A 17,523-nucleotide genomic window follows, 5' to 3' on the forward strand; every position below is an offset into this window, starting at 1 on the left:
CTTTGGTGATTTGATTATCAACTCGAAACTCCTTCGGGTTGTATGGTTAAGTGACTAAGCGTACACGGTGGATGCCTTGGCAGTCAGAGGCGATGAAGGACGTATTAACTTGCGATAAGCCCAGATTAGGTAGTAAAAACCACTTGAGTCTGGGATTTCCGAATGGGGAAACCCACTTACATAAGTAAGTATCGTTATGTGAATACATAGCATAACGAGGCGAACCGGGGGAACTGAAACATCTAAGTACCCCGAGGAAAAGAAATCAACCGAGATTCCGAAAGTAGCGGCGAGCGAAATTGGACTAGCCCTTAAGCTTTATAGGCGTTAGGTGAACAAGCTGGAAAGCTTGGCGATACAGGGTGATAGCCCCGTAACTGACGACGCATATTCAGTGAAATCGAGTAGGGCGGGACACGTGATATCCTGTCTGAATATGGGGGGACCATCCTCCAAGGCTAAATACTACTGACTGACCGATAGTGAACCAGTACCGTGAGGGAAAGGCGAAAAGAACCCCTGTGAGGGGAGTGAAATAGAACCTGAAACCGTGTACGTACAAGCAGTAGGAGCAGGCTTGTCCTGTGACTGCGTACCTTTTGTATAATGGGTCAGCGACTTATATTCAGTGGCAAGGTTAACCATCTAGGGGAGCCGTAGGGAAACCGAGTCTTAACTGGGCGTTCAGTCTCTGGATATAGACCCGAAACCAGGTGATCTAGCCATGGGCAGGTTGAAGGTTGAGTAACATCAACTGGAGGACCGAACCGACTAATGTTGAAAAATTAGCGGATGACTTGTGGCTAGGGGTGAAAGGCCAATCAAACCTGGAGATAGCTGGTTCTCCCCGAAAGCTATTTAGGTAGCGCCTCGGACGAATACTACTGGGGGTAGAGCACTGTTAAGGCTAGGGGGTCATCCCGACTTACCAACCCTTTGCAAACTCCGAATACCAGTAAGTACTATCCGGGAGACACACGGCGGGTGCTAACGTCCGTCGTGGAGAGGGAAACAACCCAGACCGCCAGCTAAGGTCCCAAATTACTACTAAGTGGGAAACGATGTGGGAAGGCTCAGACAGCCAGGATGTTGGCTTAGAAGCAGCCATCATTTAAAGAAAGCGTAATAGCTCACTGGTCGAGTCGGCCTGCGCGGAAGATGTAACGGGGCTAAGTAGTAAACCGAAGCTGCGGCAATGCACTTTAGTGCATTGGGTAGGGGAGCGTTCTGTAAGCGGTTGAAGGTGTGTGGTAACGCATGCTGGACGTATCAGAAGTGCGAATGCTGACATGAGTAACGATAAAGGGGGTGAAAAACCTCCTCGCCGGAAGACCAAGGGTTCCTGTCCAACGTTAATCGGGGCAGGGTAAGTCGACCCCTAAGGCGAGGCCGAAAGGCGTAGTCGATGGGAAACGGGTTAATATTCCCGTACTTCTTACAATTGCGATGGGGGGACGGAGAAGGCTAGGTGGGCCTGGCGACGGTTGTCCAGGTTCAAGTGCGTAGGCTGAAGAGTTAGGTAAATCCGGCTCTTCTTAAGGCTGAGACACGACGTCGAGCATCTACGGATGTGAAGTCATTGATGCCATGCTTCCAGGAAAAGCCTCTAAGCTTCAGATTGTAAGGAATCGTACCCCAAACCGACACAGGTGGTCGGGTAGAGAATACCAAGGCGCTTGAGAGAACTCGGGTGAAGGAACTAGGCAAAATGGTACCGTAACTTCGGGAGAAGGTACGCTCTCGACGGTGAAGTCCCTCGCGGATGGAGCTATTGAGAGTCGCAGATACCAGGTGGCTGCAACTGTTTATTAAAAACACAGCACTGTGCAAAATCGCAAGATGACGTATACGGTGTGACGCCTGCCCGGTGCCGGAAGGTTAATTGATGGGGTTAGACTTCGGTCGAAGCTCTTGATCGAAGCCCCGGTAAACGGCGGCCGTAACTATAACGGTCCTAAGGTAGCGAAATTCCTTGTCGGGTAAGTTCCGACCTGCACGAATGGCGTAATGATGGCCACGCTGTCTCCACCCGAGACTCAGTGAAATTGAAATCGCTGTGAAGATGCAGTGTACCCGCGGCTAGACGGAAAGACCCCGTGAACCTTTACTACAGCTTGGCACTGAACATTGACCCTACATGTGTAGGATAGGTGGGAGGCTTTGAAGCGCAGTCGCTAGATTGCGTGGAGCCGTCCTTGAAATACCACCCTTGTAGTGTTGATGTTCTAACGTCGACCCCTTATCGGGGTTGCGGACAGTGCCTGGTGGGTAGTTTGACTGGGGCGGTCTCCTCCCAAAGCGTAACGGAGGAGCACGAAGGTGGGCTAATCACGGTTGGACATCGTGAGGTTAGTGCAATGGCATAAGCCCGCTTGACTGCGAGAATGACAATTCGAGCAGGTGCGAAAGCAGGTCATAGTGATCCGGTGGTTCTGAATGGAAGGGCCATCGCTCAACGGATAAAAGGTACTCCGGGGATAACAGGCTGATACCGCCCAAGAGTTCATATCGACGGCGGTGTTTGGCACCTCGATGTCGGCTCATCACATCCTGGGGCTGAAGTCGGTCCCAAGGGTATGGCTGTTCGCCATTTAAAGTGGTACGCGAGCTGGGTTTAGAACGTCGTGAGACAGTTCGGTCCCTATCTGCCGTGGGCGTTGGAGAATTGAAAGGGGCTGCTCCTAGTACGAGAGGACCGGAGTGGACGAACCTCTGGTGTTCGGGTTGTGTCGCCAGACGCATTGCCCGGTAGCTAAGTTCGGGATCGATAACCGCTGAAAGCATCTAAGCGGGAAGCGAGCCTTGAGATGAGTTCTCCCTGATACTTTAAGTATCCTAAAGGGTTGTCGTAGACTACGACGTTGATAGGCAGGGTGTGTAAGCGTTGTGAGGCGTTGAGCTAACCTGTACTAATTGCCCGTGAGGCTTAACCATACAACACCCAAGGGGTTTTGATGGACTCAATGAAAGAACATTGAATGTGTAAGAACGAAAACAGCTTTCCGAATTAAAGAATTTGCTTGGCGACCATAGCGTTTTGGACCCACCTGACTTCCATGCCGAACTCAGAAGTGAAACGAAATAGCGCCGATGGTAGTGTGGGGCTTCCCCATGTGAGAGTAGGACATCGCCAGGCTTTAAATTTAGTTTTCTCCTTTTAAAAAGTTGAAGACAAAAGTTAAGAGAGCCCGTTTGTAAAAGCGGGCTTTTTTAGTCCTTACGGACACAAATAATGTGCTGATATGGCTCAGTCGGTAGAGCGCATCCTTGGTAAGGATGAGGTCCCCAGTTCGATTCTGGGTATCAGCACCATTTATTGTTTGTTTTAGACTTTAAATTAAAGCCTAAAACAAAACGTAAAGAATTTGCTTGGTGACCATAGCGTTTTGGACCCACCTGATTTCCATGCCGAACTCAGAAGTGAAACGAAATAGCGCCGATGGTAGTGTGGGGCTTCCCCATGTGAGAGTAGGACATCGCCAGGCTTTAAATTTTGGACACTTGCTGATTACAAGCGAGTGATACCACTGCGGAGTGGTAGTTCAGTTGGTTAGAATACCGGCCTGTCACGCCGGGGGTCGCGGGTTCGAGTCCCGTCCACTCCGCCACTTATATTAAGCCTCAGTCGAAAGACTGGGGCTTTTTCGTTAATGCGAGTATATTTTTCCCTTCAATCGAATGAGTCCTGCGGAAAGGCCTATTAGTAGTCCGGAACCGCTGCCACTTATATTAAGCTTCACTTGAAAGACTAAGATTTTTGGTATCTGTAGGACCAGCTTTCTCTGTAACCAAGTTGCACAATTCTAGTTGAATGTAATCTTGCCCATTTCTCTACAGATTCGAGCCTATAGTAAATGCTGGGGACTGATGGGTTATGCCGGTCATTAGACCAGAGAATTCGCATAAGCTAGCTCGTATTCTGCATTCTTGTCACTGCGTATTTCGTTAACGCTCCTCTCTAATAAGAGTTTTCTACTGCTACTTCGCAAATATTCATCGTTCTAGTGTTCTGGATAGTCCCTAGGAGAATGGATTGCTGGAGTTTGTTACCGCTAGTCTGATTTAGTCATTGGAAGAGAATGAGCGTCTAGACTGTTAAGAGAATAAAGTCATTCGAACATTCATGTCTTTTAGAAAACTTTGTTTTCTTTGCTGATCTTGCTAGTAAAGATTAACCTAAGAGGAGTTCTCGTAGGAGTAAGTTTGATGATGCAACAAATAAAAAATGAAACCTTGAAATCCGTATTTAAACAATGGTCTTCCGAAGAGGGAATTGTGGTCATCAACCCTGCAACTGAGCAAGAGTTAGTTCGACTAAAGCCCAGTGCTCTTGAGGAATTAGATGACATTATTGGTAAGTGTAAAACCGAGCAAATTCGCTGGGCAAAGTTAAGTGCTAAAGAGCGCTCTCGTCGCTTGAAAAAGTGGTATCAATTACTCCTTGATAATGCAGAAGACATTTCCACAATTATTACCTTAGAGCAGGGAAAACCATTAACCGAGAGTAAAGGGGAGGTGATGTATGGCGCCTCTTTTGTCGAGTGGTTTTCAGAAGAAGCCAAACGTGCTTATGGCGAAGTTATACCAGCCCCCACGACAGATCGACGTCTGTCTGCTATTCGCCAGCCTGTAGGGGTATGCGCTGCAATTACGCCGTGGAACTTCCCTATTGCGATGATTACAAGAAAAGCAGCACCAGCCCTGGCGGCAGGTTGTGGTATGCTGATTAAACCCTCTGAGCTTACTCCTCTTACTGCAATTGCTGTTGTTGAATTAGCTTATCAGGCAGGAATCCCAAAAGAACTGCTTCCTGTGGTGGTATCAGAGCAGGCAGCTGAGTTTGGCCAAGTACTAAGTACTGATCCTAGGATTAAGAAAGTTTCTTTTACGGGCTCTACGCGAGTCGGGAAGATTTTGATGAAACAAGCCAGTGACTCTGTCAAAGCGGTTTCGATGGAGTTAGGTGGTAATGCACCTTTTATTGTTTTTGAAGATGCAGATTTAGATGCGGCTGCGGAAGGGCTTGTCGCTTCGAAGTTCCGTAATGCAGGGCAAACATGTGTTTGTACCAATCGGCTGTATGTTCATGAAGGTGTAAAACAAGTTTTTATTGAAAAAGTATTGTCGAAGTTAAACAAATTACAGCTTGGTAATGGTTTAGAGAAAGGTGTCACATTAGGCCCTGTTATTACGATGGCTTCTAAACATCGCCTAGAGGCAGTGATCGATCAAGCCGTACAAGAAGGAGCTTCTATTGCCAACTCTCCACAGAGACGCCTTGGGCGCTTTATGGAGCCCGTTCTTTTGGATAGCGTCAAGCAGCATATGTCGATTGTTCAGCAAGAGCTATTCGGGCCTGTGTTACCTATTATTACCTTTGAGAATGATGAACAAGTTCTCGGAATGGCGAATGACACAGAGTATGGTTTGGCTTGTTACTTCTACACGAATAACTTCAAGCGTATTGTTGCTTTCAGCGAAGGTCTGGAATACGGCATGGTTGGTGTCAATGAGGGGATTATTTCTACTGAGGTGGCCCCGTTTGGTGGAGTGAAAGAGTCAGGAGTTGGCCGAGAAGGTGCGAAACAAGGGCTCGATGAATATTTGGAGACAAAGTATATTTGTCTCGGTGGTTTAAGCTGAGTTGGTTGATTTAAGCAAAAAGCTGGGTTTTACCTGGCTTTTTTGATCTGGGAGATGTGTGCCACCCACTATGATTATTATTTATTGGTGAACATTGCTTATGGAGGGACTATCGATAGAAAGCAGAGTTGTTGGTGAGCAGGTATTCCAATCTAAGTTAAGCGATGCCTTCAAGGTAATGATCTAAACTCTGATTTTCTTTCCTGAGTGACATGAGTAGAAAAGAGTTTGACTTTAAACCAATGCAAAAAGGCCGTATCAAGAGATACGGCTTTTTCTAATATGGCTCCTCCTACTGGACTCGAACCAGTGACCTGCGGATTAACAGTCCGTCGCTCTACCAACTGAGCTAAGGAGGAACAAATTTTAATAAGTGGTGCCGACTACCGGAATCGAACTGGTGACCTACTGATTACAAGTCAGTTGCTCTACCTACTGAGCTAAGTCGGCATATTTTCGTTAATAAGTAATCGACTTACTAACTGAAAAATGGCTCCTCCTACTGGACTCGAACCAGTGACCTGCGGATTAACAGTCCGTCGCTCTACCAACTGAGCTAAGGAGGAATTGTCTTTTTAAAAGAATAAATGGTGCCGACTACCGGAATCGAACTGGTGACCTACTGATTACAAGTCAGTTGCTCTACCTACTGAGCTAAGTCGGCACACTATATTCTTTAACTATTGTTCGTGCTAAGCACCAACAATTAATAAACTGTGGTGCCCGGAGGCGGAATCGAACCACCGACACGAGGATTTTCAATCCTCTGCTCTACCGACTGAGCTATCCGGGCGACGAGGTGTATTAAACGGTTTTTCGGCTCTTAGGTCAACCATAAAATTAAAATAAAATATCGTTTGATGAAAATGTGCTCGGAGTGGGCTGTTTTTATGCATTTTTGATAAAAATCCGCCATCAACTAAGCTTTCTTTAATGGAGAAATAGGAGCTTGAAAGTAGAGTAAATGGATAAAAACAAAAAAAGCACGCTTGAAAACGTGCTTTATACTAAACAATTGACTTTAACCTAGTGCTTTACAGAGAACTTGTTTACCCAACCTTCTAGCTCATCCGCCAGCGAAGCTAAACTTTGAGTGCTTGATTGACTCTCCGTTACCACAGAGTTGAGCTGGCTTCCGCTTTCCTCGATAAGATTGACGCGAAGCGCAATATCATCGCTAACCTGAGTTTGTTCGGCTGCTGCAGTCGCGATCTGCTGACTCATTGCGGTGATAGATTCTAACGCCGTTACAATTTGCTGCAGAGCTTCAGAGGCATTCTTAGACTCTGTTACTGTGCCCTCACTGGTTTCTGCACACACTTCCATTGTGTGAATAGCGTTACGGGAACCTTCTTGCAGGTTGGAGATCATATGCTGAATCTCTTTAGTGCTATCTTGTGTTCGGCCTGCCAGGTTACGCACCTCGTCGGCAACAACGGCAAAGCCTCGACCTTGCTCTCCGGCACGTGCTGCTTCAATGGCAGCATTGAGTGCGAGTAAGTTTGTTTGCTCTGCAATATCGCCAATTACATCGAGCACTTTCACTATACTATTTACATCCTGATCTAGATCGGCGACCGCTTTACTTGCAGTATTTAATTGAGAAGCCAAACCTTGAATGTTTTCAACAGTACTGTGAATCAGCTTCTGAGTATGCTGACTTTGTTTATCGGCTTCGTCTGTGTTGTTTGCTGTATCACTTGCCGAGTTGGCAACATGGTTGGCTGAAGATGCCATTTCAGTCATAGCAGTGGCAATCATTGCTGTTGACTGCTGCTGGGATACGGTGAGATCGGCAATCGTATTTGAGCGTGATTCTACGGCAGATAACTCAGCGCGCAGTGCGTGCATGGATTTCTCAAGGTTTGTCACCATGGTGGCTAGTGATTGACTCATATCTTGCACCGCACGATAGATACTTCCTCTCGGCGCCACTGCATCAAAACTGGTCTGAATGTCGCCTTGTGCGACAGCTTGAACGGCTTTGCGCACATTGTTTGGCTCTCCACCAAGTAGATTGAGCATCTTGCGAATCGAGATAATCAGGCCACCGAGAATACTCCCCGCGATAACTAAACACAGTACAAGCTGCCATTGGGCGGTAGCCCAGAAGCGAGCATTCACCTCATTAAAACCGATCCCTGTACCTACAACCCAGCCCCAATGTGGTGTTTTCTCGGCAATAGAGTGTTTTTCTTCAATGCTTCCGTCGGCCTGCTTTTGACTCCAAGTATATTCGACGATTTGACCTGTTTTGCGCCCCAAAACATCTAAGATAAGTTGGCCGACGCTGTTGCCATCTCCATCACGAAAGTCGTGAAAGCTTGTTCCATGTAATTGAGGGTCAAGCGGAGCTGCAACAAAAATCATGTTCTCATCTGCGACATAAACGTATTCGTTGTCTTTGTAGATATTATTACGAAGTAGGCGAGTGGCTAATGATTTCGCTTCGTCCTCTGGCATTTTGCCTTCGATAGCCATTTTTTCTACTTCGGTAAGAATGCTGTACGCACTTTTGAATAGCTCAGTAACCCGAGCTTTGTTATCAAGGTTACTTGCGACGCGAAGTGTCCATAAGCCCGTTGCGGTCAGTGCTAGGAGTGCTAGCAATATGATCGCAGATAATAAATAGGCTTGAGTTTTTAGTTTCATATTTGGCTCACAAATAAAGTGTCATCACTATGCAAGGCATAGCTAAAAGAAGAAATGTAATAACTCGGGCATCTTAGTGAAGATGAATATGAGCGCATACTAGTGCGTATTGAAATTATGATGAGGATTAAATTTTTAGCGTAAAATAAGTGTTTTTTAGAGATTGGGCTTAATATTTTGCGATGCTAGAAACAGAGAAACAGAGAAACAGAGAAACAGAGAAACAGAGAAACAGAGAAAATGAAATGAACGTAGGGCAGATGCCAAAAAGCCGCATCAAAAGATGCGGCTTTTTAAAAATGGCTCCTCCTACTGGACTCGAACCAGTGACCTGCGGATTAACAGTCCGTCGCTCTACCAACTGAGCTAAGGAGGAATTATTCGTGTATCGTGTTTAGCAATGACACCAAATAATGGTGCCTCGAGGCGGAATCGAACCACCGACACGAGGATTTTCAATCCTCTGCTCTACCGACTGAGCTATCGAGGCAAAAGAATGGTGCCGACTACCGGAATCGAACTGGTGACCTACTGATTACAAGTCAGTTGCTCTACCTACTGAGCTAAGTCGGCACACTTTATTCTTTTTAGAAGAGATGAACTCTTCGTTTTAAGAATCTCATTCATATGAAATTCTTGAAGTTGGCTCCTCCTACTGGACTCGAACCAGTGACCTGCGGATTAACAGTCCGTCGCTCTACCAACTGAGCTAAGGAGGAACTATTCTGTTTTGTGTCTTGCCAATGATTTAAATTAAGCAAGCGCACCAAATATGGTGCCTCGAGGCGGAATCGAACCACCGACACGAGGATTTTCAATCCTCTGCTCTACCGACTGAGCTATCGAGGCAAAAGAATGGTGCCGACTACCGGAATCGAACTGGTGACCTACTGATTACAAGTCAGTTGCTCTACCTACTGAGCTAAGTCGGCACACTTTATTCTTTGTGCTTTTGTCCGTGTTATAACATTTCGTTAAGACACCAACAAATCAAATTGTGGTGCCCGGAGGCGGAATCGAACCACCGACACGAGGATTTTCAATCCTCTGCTCTACCGACTGAGCTATCCGGGCGACGGAGCGCTATTAAACGGATTTTCCCGCTTTGCGTCAACCACTTTTTTTAAATAATTTCAAAAAAGTGCTTGTTCGAACGCTTTTTATTCAACTGTCACTACAAAGTTTGCTTTGAGTTAAATTCCTTTTTGAAATTTGTAACTTTTTCTAGGTAACGACGTGCTTCTGCGTTCGGATGTTTCTTAGTTAGTGCCCAATAAACTTGGTTGGGTTGCAACGAATTAAGATCTTGCATTGCGCGTTTGCGATCGCTGCGATGGAATGTGTTTAAAACACCTCCAGTACCGCCATTGTAAGCGGAAATCATACTGTACTCGAGAGAGGTAGGGTGATGGACTTCTCTTAAATAACGATTTTTTAAAATGTAGAAATACGCAGTACCGGTATCGATGTTGTTTTCTGGATTAAACAAATATTCAGGGCTTGGCTGGCCTGAGCGCTTTTTCACGAGCTTGAATACGTCTCGACCGGCGGTTTTAGGTACAACTTGCATTAAGCCATACGCATTTGCCCAACTTACTGCGTACGGGTTGAAGCTGCTCTCGGTTTTAATAATGGCGTATATCAAATCTTCTGGAATATCGTATTTCTTGGAAGCTCGGCGCACGATATCGGCGTATTGGTAGCTGCGTGTTGAAAAATGGTCTTCAACCATGGGGATTTCGACGTAATACGCTTTCTTGAAATCAACGTCTTTGGTCTTGATTTTGTTTGCGATGAGATACTCCGCAAATCGGTTTGCCCGCCAAGACCACTGAATTGGCTTATTGTCTTGGTCAACAACTTGTTTATACAGAAATGGTTGCCCTTCTAACGTGATTCCTTTTGAGGAGAACAAGTCGACGTGAGCTGGGTCGTCTGGCGTGAGTAAGGTAGTGACAATCGCCTCTTTGAGGTGCTTTTGGGGCTCGGTCGGTGATACGGTTTCAATCGTGATCACGCCTTTGCGAAAGTCGACTTCGGCACGGCTAAGGTAGTTATCGATATATTTGACGTAATTACTTTTGCCTGCGTACTTAATTTCTTTTTTACCCCAGCGCTTTTGAATGTTACCAGAGAAACTATTGATCAGGGCGTCCAACGCGGCGGTATCTTTTTCAAATTGTCCAGGTAGCTCAGCTAAATTATTGGCAAAACGGTTTGTGGGCTCGTAGTTGACGTCATAAATCTTTTCGACGAATTCACGGCTACAGCCAGCCATTAAAAGTGCGGCAGCAATAAAGACAATTTTTTTCATAAGTATCAGGGCTATTGAAGGTAATAGAAAAATGACACCACAAGTGGTTGTGATGTCATTGTTTTAACTCAAGCGACTTTATTCGCTCGGCGGTGTGTAACCTTCGATATGAACGTCTTTTCCTTCAAAGAGGAAGTTTACCATTTCTGTTTCGATCAGTTTTCGGTGCTCTGGATCCATCATGTTGAGTTTCTTTTCGTTGATCAACATGGTTTGTTTGTGTTGCCACTGAGCCCACGCTTCTTTCGAGATGTTGTCGAAAATGCGTTTACCTAGTTCACCAGGGTAAAGTTGAAAGTCTAGACCTTCGCCTTCTTTTTTTAGTCGAGCACAAAATACAGTGCGGCTCATAATGACTCCTTGTATTCAATTAACGAAGTTCGTGGGGTAGCGCTTCCAGCAATAGTTTTACTGGCGCGGCTAAACCGACTTCTTCAGGTTTAGATAAGTTATACCAAAGACCTTTGTTGCCTTCCATTATCACGTCCGGTTGCTTTGATAAATCAATCAAAATTGGCGTGATATCGAGGTGGTAATGGCTAAAGGTATGGCGAAAGGTAATCAGTGTTTGCTGCTGCTTGATATTGCTGGCTTGAATGCCACGTTGATCCAGTAGCAATTCAATGTCGCTTTCTACATCCACATGTTCGGTTTGTGGGAAGCAAAATAAGCCACCCCAAATGCCTGTTTGTGGTCTTTGTTCTAACCACACTTCATGACCATTTTCGGTGTTGTGGTGAAGCATTACAAAACGAGTTTGCTTGATTGGCTTGTCTTTTTTCGGTTTTTTACCCGGGTAGTCGAGCACATTGCCTTGTTGTTTTGCCACACACAGATCCGCAACAGGGCAGAGGCGACATTTGGGTTTGCTGCGTGTGCAGACCATTGCGCCCATGTCCATCATTGCCTGGTTATACTTATCTACGTCCGTTTGTGGGGTGTGCGTTTCGGCAATTTCCCACAGCTGGTTTTCAACCTTTTTTTGTCCTGGCCATCCTTCGACTGCGAAACAGCGGGATAGGGTGCGCTTCACGTTGCCATCAAGAATCGCATGTGGTTGTTTATACACAGACGATAAAACGGCGGCTGCGGTAGAGCGGCCAATCCCCGGTAAGGCGTTCATTTTCTCTATATCAAGAGGAAACTCACCATTGTATGTAGAGGCGACCTCTTGTGCTGCTTTGTGAAGGTTACGGGCTCGGGCGTAATACCCTAAGCCAGTCCAAAGGTGCAGGACTTCATCTTGCTCAGCATTGGCAAGATCGATCACGGTTGGAAAACGCTCCAAGAAACGTTGGTAATACGGAATAACCGTAGTGACCTGAGTTTGCTGAAGCATGATTTCAGACAACCAGACACTGTATGCGGTCTTATTTTGTTGCCACGGAAGATCTTTTCTTCCATATGCGTCATACCATTCTAGGATGGCACTGGCGAAAGGTGTCACGACTTGCTCTATATTCTATTATTGGTTAGGTGCAAAATTGCACCACATAATGGGCAAGAAGTACAACGGATAAACAGTAGGGATATAAAGAGGTGTGCTATTGCTTTTGGGCTGCCATAGGCCAAGAGCTCAACAAATACTTGCACCTCAGTAAATTCTTTGGATAATCCCCGCTTTGATTAATCAATGTGCAGGCAAAATCAATGAGTGAAGTAACCACTAACGAATACAACGAAGACGGAAAGCTGATCCGCAAAATCCGCAGCTTTGTGCGCCGTGAAGGGCGTTTGACTAAAGGTCAAGAGAGCGCGATGAATGAATGCTGGCCAACGATGGGTATTGACTTCAAAGCTGAACTTCTCGATTGGAAAGAAGTGTTTGGTAACGACAACCCCGTTGTACTAGAGATCGGTTTTGGCATGGGTGCTTCATTGGTTGAAATGGCAAAGAATGCACCAGAGAAGAACTTCATTGGTATCGAAGTACACAGCCCAGGTGTTGGTGCTTGTCTTGCGGATGCGCGTGAGGCGGGAGTTACTAACCTGCGTGTGATGTGCCATGACGCAGTGGAAGTGTTTGAGCATATGATTCCAAACGGCAGCCTATCGACACTGCAGTTGTTCTTCCCAGACCCTTGGCACAAGAAACGTCACCACAAGCGTCGCATCGTTCAATTAGGTTTTGCTGAAATGGTTCGTGAGAAGCTGATCCCTAATGAAGGTATTTTCCACATGGCGACAGACTGGGAAAACTACGCAGAGCACATGATTGAAGTGATGAACCAAGCGCCAGGTTTCGAAAACATTGCTAAAGATGGTGATTTCGTTCCTCGTCCAGACGACCGTCCTTTAACGAAGTTTGAAGCTCGTGGTCACCGTCTTGGTCACGGTGTGTGGGATATCAAATATAAGCGTATCGCGTAACTAGAGGAGTTCATGGGATGTACCATTACGCGATATTAGCGAATCCGGGTCATAACCGAATTTACTTTGATAGCGCAATGACCATTGCCTGTTCAGAGCTAAAAGCAATTTTAGCTTCACAAGGCGTGGATGTGACAGAAATTGGTAGTAAAGAGGTTGGCTTACCTGCAGCGTTGGTGTTTTCTTGTCAGGAAGCTCTAAGCGATGAGCAGACGCGAAGAATCGCAGCCTCTTCGATTTACTATGCACTATTTGAAGTGCGCGAAGATGGTTTACTTCGACCAATTCAAGCGCCAGCGTTCAATACTTTCCCGGAAAGCATGAGTCAGATTCTGCGTTATACCGGGAAAACAAACGAGCAGTTTACTCGCTTGATGGTGAATATCGGCATTAGTGCGTCCAATACGGGAAGTGAGCAGCTGACCTTGATGGATCCAATGTGTGGTAAAGGTACAACCTTGTTTGAAGGCTTGATCCATGGTTTGAACGTGGTGGGGGTAGAGATCAATGCCAAGTGGGTGCAAGAGATCCAGACCTTTATCGTTAAGTTCATGAAGAATGGCCGCTTTAAGCACAAAGTGAGCAAAGAAAAGCGCACAGCGGGTGGCAAGAAAGTGGCGGATGGTTTCGTGGTTGAAGCTGCAGCAAATAAAGAAGATTACAACCAAGGCAATCTTCAGTTTATGAAGCTGTATTCGGCTGATACTCGTATCGCTGATCAAGTCGTGAAAAAGAACTCAGTTGATGTGATGGTGTCTGACTTGCCTTACGGCGTGCAGCACGGCAGCAAAAATGCCAAGGACAGCAAACTGAACCGTAGTCCACTAGAGCTTTTAAACGAGGCTCTGCCTGCATGGAAAGTGGTATTGAAAAAACAAGGTTCAGTGGTGTTGTCTTTCAATGAATTTACATTGAAATGGAAAGATGTCGCGGCATTATTTGAAGAGCAAGGCTGGAAGGTACTTTCAGAAGAGCCTTACATCGGTTATCTTCACCGTGTTGATCAATCTATCAACCGCAATATTATTGTGGCAGTAAAACCATAATCGACTTGAGTCGAACGAACCCTATGGAAAAGCCAACGACACGTTGGCTTTTTTTACCTCTGAGCTCAACGAGTTCTCTTGTAAATAGAAGGTAGAGAATGAAACCGACAGTGGAAATTTTGACAGATATTTTGGCGGAAGTGCGCCCTTTAATCGGCCAAGGCAAAGTGGCTGATTACATTCCTGCTCTGGCAAAAGTACCCAGCAACAAGTTAGGTATTGCGGTATACACCAACGAAGGTGAGGTTATTAAGGCGGGCGATGCCGATGAACCTTTCTCTATCCAATCTATTTCAAAAGCATTGAGCTTGACGTTAGCGATGTGCTTGTACAAGCAAGAAGAAATTTGGTCTCGAGTGGGAAAAGAGCCTTCGGGGCAGGCATTTAATTCGCTAATCCAGCTAGAAATGGAGCAAGGTATTCCTCGCAATCCTTTTATTAATGCTGGAGCGATAGTTGTGGCGGATCTGTTGCAAACTCGCTTATCTGCACCTCGTCAGCGCCTATTGGAATTTGTACGTCAGCTTTCTGGTGATACTCATATTGTGTATGACAAAGTCGTCGCGGCATCCGAAATGATGCATGGTGATCGTAATGCGGCGATTGCTTATCTCATGCGCTCGTTTGGTAACTTCGAAAATGAAGTAATCCCAGTGCTGCAAAACTACTTCCACGCTTGTGCACTGAAGATGAGCTGTGTCGACTTGGCTAAAACGTTTAGCTATTTGGCAAATAAGGGCACATCGGTACAAACGGGTAAGCCCGTTGTTTCTCCCGTGCAAACCAAACAACTTAATGCACTGTTAGCAACGTGTGGCCTGTATGATGGCGCGGGTGAGTTTGCTTATCGTGTTGGCATGCCTGGTAAGTCTGGTGTCGGTGGTGGCATTATCGCGGTAGTACCTGGTGAAATGACCATTGCAGTATGGTCTCCAGAGCTTGACCCTTCAGGTAACTCCCTTGCTGGTACTAAGGCGCTTGAATTGCTATCGGAGCGAATTGGCCGTTCGATTTTCTAATGTTGAATGTTCTATATAAAAAGCCTCTCAATTGAGAGGCTTTTTTGTTTTTGGGCTGCGTTACTCTTCGCTTTCTTCGGCCATAAAGGCTTCGAGCAAGTTATTAAGGAAGAGCTTCCCTTTTTCAGTAATTTGCCAATGAGTGGCGGTTTCACTCAAGTAGCCCATTTCTAACGCCCAATCAATAGTTTCTTGAATCGTACTGAGCGGCAAGCCTGTGGTGTCCACGTAATCTTGCTTCGGGCATGCTTCCATTAAGCGGAATCGGTTCATAAAGAACTCGAATGGACGATCTTCATCCGCGACGACATGTTCCGTATGCAGGTAAGGTTTGACCATATTTTGATAAGCCGCTAAATAGCCACGCGGGTGTTTTACCTTTGTCGTTCGAATAATACGTCCGTCGGTAAAACTGAGTTTGCCATGAGAGCCACAACCGATACCAAGGTAATCGCCAAAGCGCCAGTAGTTGAGGTTGTGCTGACACTGATAGCCCGGCTTGCTGTAACCGGAGATTTCATATTGCACATAACCCGCGGCTGAAAGTTTTTGGTGTCCGAGCTCGAAAATATCCCACAAATCATCATCATCAGGTAGCGTTGGTGGCTTGTAGTAAAACATGGTGTTTGGCTCGATAGTGAGCTGATACCAAGAAAGATGCGGCGGTGCCAACTCAATCGCTTTGTCCAAATCTGCCAAGGCTTGTTCGATGCTTTGATCAGGTAAGCCGTGCATGAGATCGAGGTTAAAGCTGTTCAAACCGATTTGGTGCGCTAATTTAGCAGCATTGACGGCTTCGTCTTGGCCGTGAATACGCCCCAAACGCTCAAGCTTCTGTTGCTCAAAGCTTTGCACACCGATAGAGATACGCGTTACACCAGCTTTGCGGTAGCCAACAAAACGCTCTGCTTCGATGGTGCCTGGGTTGGCTTCCATGGTGATCTCAATTTCAGGCTTGAAAGGAATACGCGCTTCAATGCCCTTAAGTAGACGCTCGATGCCTTCTGCCGAAATCAAACTCGGCGTACCACCACCAATGAAGATTGAATGCAGTGGACGTGGCGCTTCGTTAAGTCGGTATTTCTCAATGTCGGTATCCAAATCTTCTAAAAGGGCACTGATGTACTCTTCTTCTGGAATCTCGGTTTTGAGCGCGTGAGAGTTAAAGTCGCAATACGGGCACTTTTGCACACACCACGGGATGTGTACATACAAGCTGAGTGCTGGGGGCGTTAACATGGTCTAATTCGCTCGTGATTACTGAGACACTTGCTCAGACAGTTGAGCAAACAACGACTTGAGCGCTTTACCGCGGTGAGACAGTTGTTTCTTACGTGCAGGTTCAAGTTCGGCTGACGCACAGTTGTCTTCAGGAACAAAGAAGATTGGGTCGTAGCCAAAACCATTTTCACCGTGAGCTTCAGTTAGAATGCGACCTTCCCATTTACCGTGGCAGACGATAGGCGTTGGGTCGTTCTCGTGACGCATGAGGACTAATACACAGTGGAAACGTGCTGTACGCTCTGCTTCTGGTACGCCTTCCATTGCCGCTAGCAATTTTTCTAGATTCTCTTGATCAGATGCGCTCTCGCCTGCGTAACGTGCAGAGTAAATGCCCGGAGCGCCTTTTAAGAAATCGACTTCTAATCCAGAGTCGTCTGCAATGGCAGGAAGCCCTGTTTCTTGTGCGGCATGGCGAGCTTTAATGATTGCGTTTTCAATGAAAGTTGTACCCGTTTCAGCTACTTCCGATACATTGAATTCACTTTGCGCTAATACTTCAAAGCCGAAGTCAGACAACAAATCTGCCATTTCACGAACTTTGCCTTGGTTACCGGTTGCTAGCACAATTTTTTTCATGGGAATCTCTTTTAATAGTGATAGAGGAGAACAAATCGTTCTCCTCTAGATATTCTTTAACTAATAAGTGGTTTTTAGCCTGCTTAGATCCAAAAGCTTTTGGATCATCACAACCCAATTACTCTTCAACATAAAACTTCTGGGTGAATTTAAGCTTACCTGAGCCTTTGTTTCCAGCTTTTACGTCAATATCGAAAGTAAAAGTTTCTTCGTGGGTAATTGGCAGTTCGGCTAAATAGTATATCGCATTGCCTTCTTTGACTTCACGAAAGGACAAGGTCTGAGTTTGGCCGATGAGGTTTTTCGCGCGTCCAGCAATTTTTGCTTCTAATGCAGGTTTACCCAATGAAGCTCTATCTAGCACGCTAATATTAACCACAGCGAGGTATCCATTACGCTTGATATCGTAGCTACGTGCGACTTTCGGTGTTAAGAATGTCGAGTTAAACGCGACATAGTGTACTTCGATATCTTTCATATTTTTAAACTGATCGGCGAAGCTTGGTAACGACAATAGGCTGATCAGTAATGCGGTAATCCATTTGCTCATTGTTACTTCCTCAAAGCACTTGTTATAAAACAACCATAGCCGCAATTTACCTTGGTCACGGGATAAAAA

The 17,523-nt window shown here is 45.9% G+C and carries 11 protein-coding genes, 14 tRNA genes and 3 rRNA genes; 9 read left to right on the top strand and 19 right to left on the bottom strand.

Features of this window, described 5'->3' with window-relative positions; all coding sequences use genetic code 11:
- The first annotated feature begins 44 nt into the window (after positions 1 to 44).
- From MTR11_RS17620 to MTR11_RS17645, 6 genes are all read left to right on the top strand, one after another.
- Positions 45 to 2,934 (top strand): 23S ribosomal RNA (locus MTR11_RS17620).
- Positions 2,935 to 3,019: 85 nt separating this feature from the next.
- Positions 3,020 to 3,136, top strand: a 5S ribosomal RNA gene (rrf, locus tag MTR11_RS17625).
- A 100-nt stretch (positions 3,137 to 3,236) separates the two neighbouring features.
- Positions 3,237 to 3,312 (top strand) — tRNA-Thr (locus MTR11_RS17630).
- Positions 3,313 to 3,368: 56 nt separating this feature from the next.
- Positions 3,369 to 3,485: ribosomal RNA gene (gene rrf / locus MTR11_RS17635) — 5S ribosomal RNA — on the top strand.
- A 46-nt stretch (positions 3,486 to 3,531) separates the two neighbouring features.
- A tRNA-Asp gene (locus MTR11_RS17640) sits at positions 3,532 to 3,608 on the top strand.
- A gap of 598 nt (positions 3,609 to 4,206) precedes the next feature.
- A complete protein-coding gene (locus MTR11_RS17645) occupies positions 4,207 to 5,643 on the top strand; it encodes an NAD-dependent succinate-semialdehyde dehydrogenase (protein WP_243328145.1) in 1,437 nt (478 codons plus the stop codon).
- A 283-nt stretch (positions 5,644 to 5,926) separates the two neighbouring features.
- Here MTR11_RS17645 and MTR11_RS17650 read toward each other — a convergent pair.
- The 16 genes from MTR11_RS17650 to mutY all read right to left on the bottom strand — a co-directional run bounded on the left by MTR11_RS17650 (position 5,927) and on the right by mutY (position 12,056).
- Positions 5,927 to 6,002, bottom strand: a tRNA-Asn gene (locus MTR11_RS17650).
- A gap of 15 nt (positions 6,003 to 6,017) precedes the next feature.
- Positions 6,018 to 6,093, bottom strand: a tRNA-Thr gene (locus tag MTR11_RS17655).
- A gap of 40 nt (positions 6,094 to 6,133) precedes the next feature.
- A tRNA-Asn gene (locus MTR11_RS17660) sits at positions 6,134 to 6,209 on the bottom strand.
- Between the two features lie 22 nt (positions 6,210 to 6,231).
- Positions 6,232 to 6,307: transfer RNA gene (locus MTR11_RS17665), tRNA-Thr, on the bottom strand.
- A 53-nt stretch (positions 6,308 to 6,360) separates the two neighbouring features.
- Positions 6,361 to 6,436, bottom strand: a tRNA-Phe gene (locus MTR11_RS17670).
- Positions 6,437 to 6,669: 233 nt separating this feature from the next.
- The gene (locus MTR11_RS17675; RefSeq protein WP_243328146.1) at positions 6,670 to 8,295 is read right to left on the bottom strand and encodes a methyl-accepting chemotaxis protein; all 1,626 of its coding nucleotides are present in this window, start codon (positions 8,293 to 8,295) and stop codon (positions 6,670 to 6,672) included.
- 300 nt (positions 8,296 to 8,595) lie between these two features.
- Positions 8,596 to 8,671, bottom strand: a tRNA-Asn gene (locus tag MTR11_RS17680).
- 38 nt (positions 8,672 to 8,709) lie between these two features.
- A tRNA-Phe gene (locus tag MTR11_RS17685) sits at positions 8,710 to 8,785 on the bottom strand.
- A 7-nt stretch (positions 8,786 to 8,792) separates the two neighbouring features.
- Positions 8,793 to 8,868 (bottom strand) — tRNA-Thr (locus tag MTR11_RS17690).
- A gap of 70 nt (positions 8,869 to 8,938) precedes the next feature.
- Positions 8,939 to 9,014 (bottom strand) — tRNA-Asn (locus tag MTR11_RS17695).
- A 54-nt stretch (positions 9,015 to 9,068) separates the two neighbouring features.
- Positions 9,069 to 9,144 (bottom strand) — tRNA-Phe (locus tag MTR11_RS17700).
- 7 nt (positions 9,145 to 9,151) lie between these two features.
- Positions 9,152 to 9,227, bottom strand: a tRNA-Thr gene (locus MTR11_RS17705).
- A 66-nt stretch (positions 9,228 to 9,293) separates the two neighbouring features.
- Positions 9,294 to 9,369: transfer RNA gene (locus tag MTR11_RS17710), tRNA-Phe, on the bottom strand.
- 100 nt (positions 9,370 to 9,469) lie between these two features.
- Positions 9,470 to 10,609: a membrane-bound lytic murein transglycosylase MltC gene (mltC, locus tag MTR11_RS17715; RefSeq protein WP_005393998.1), complete on the bottom strand. Its 1,140-nt coding sequence runs from the start codon at positions 10,607 to 10,609 to the stop codon at positions 9,470 to 9,472.
- A gap of 78 nt (positions 10,610 to 10,687) precedes the next feature.
- A complete protein-coding gene (locus MTR11_RS17720; RefSeq protein ID WP_005381002.1) occupies positions 10,688 to 10,960 on the bottom strand; it encodes an oxidative damage protection protein in 273 nt (90 codons plus the stop codon).
- 19 nt (positions 10,961 to 10,979) lie between these two features.
- A complete protein-coding gene (gene mutY, locus MTR11_RS17725; RefSeq protein ID WP_243328147.1) occupies positions 10,980 to 12,056 on the bottom strand; it encodes an A/G-specific adenine glycosylase in 1,077 nt (358 codons plus the stop codon).
- A gap of 203 nt (positions 12,057 to 12,259) precedes the next feature.
- On the opposite strand from mutY, the gene trmB reads away from it, so the two are divergent.
- The 3 genes from trmB to glsB all read left to right on the top strand — a co-directional run bounded on the left by trmB (position 12,260) and on the right by glsB (position 15,044).
- Complete coding sequence (gene trmB, locus MTR11_RS17730) at positions 12,260 to 12,979, top strand: tRNA (guanosine(46)-N7)-methyltransferase TrmB (RefSeq protein WP_006743099.1); 720 nt, start codon at positions 12,260 to 12,262, stop codon at positions 12,977 to 12,979.
- A gap of 17 nt (positions 12,980 to 12,996) precedes the next feature.
- Complete coding sequence (locus MTR11_RS17735; RefSeq protein WP_104974790.1) at positions 12,997 to 14,025, top strand: TRM11 family SAM-dependent methyltransferase; 1,029 nt, start codon at positions 12,997 to 12,999, stop codon at positions 14,023 to 14,025.
- A gap of 98 nt (positions 14,026 to 14,123) precedes the next feature.
- On the top strand, positions 14,124 to 15,044 hold the full coding sequence (glsB, locus tag MTR11_RS17740; RefSeq protein WP_005393987.1) for a glutaminase B: 921 nt from the start codon (positions 14,124 to 14,126) through the stop codon (positions 15,042 to 15,044).
- 60 nt (positions 15,045 to 15,104) lie between these two features.
- On the opposite strand, the gene hemW is transcribed toward glsB, so the two are convergent.
- From hemW to MTR11_RS17755, 3 genes are all read right to left on the bottom strand, one after another.
- Positions 15,105 to 16,283, bottom strand: coding sequence for a radical SAM family heme chaperone HemW (hemW, locus tag MTR11_RS17745; protein ID WP_243328148.1), 1,179 nt, complete (start codon positions 16,281 to 16,283; stop codon positions 15,105 to 15,107).
- Positions 16,284 to 16,301: 18 nt separating this feature from the next.
- Positions 16,302 to 16,904 carry an XTP/dITP diphosphatase gene (locus tag MTR11_RS17750; protein WP_005381009.1) on the bottom strand — a complete coding sequence of 201 codons (603 nt, stop codon included), beginning with the start codon at positions 16,902 to 16,904 and terminating at the stop codon, positions 16,302 to 16,304.
- 118 nt (positions 16,905 to 17,022) lie between these two features.
- A complete protein-coding gene (locus tag MTR11_RS17755; RefSeq protein WP_005393982.1) occupies positions 17,023 to 17,454 on the bottom strand; it encodes a DUF4426 domain-containing protein in 432 nt (143 codons plus the stop codon).
- Positions 17,455 to 17,523 lie beyond the last annotated feature (69 nt).

The organism is Vibrio sp. CCB-PB317 (genome assembly GCF_022808245.1).
Classification (GTDB): domain Bacteria; phylum Pseudomonadota; class Gammaproteobacteria; order Enterobacterales; family Vibrionaceae; genus Vibrio; species Vibrio diabolicus.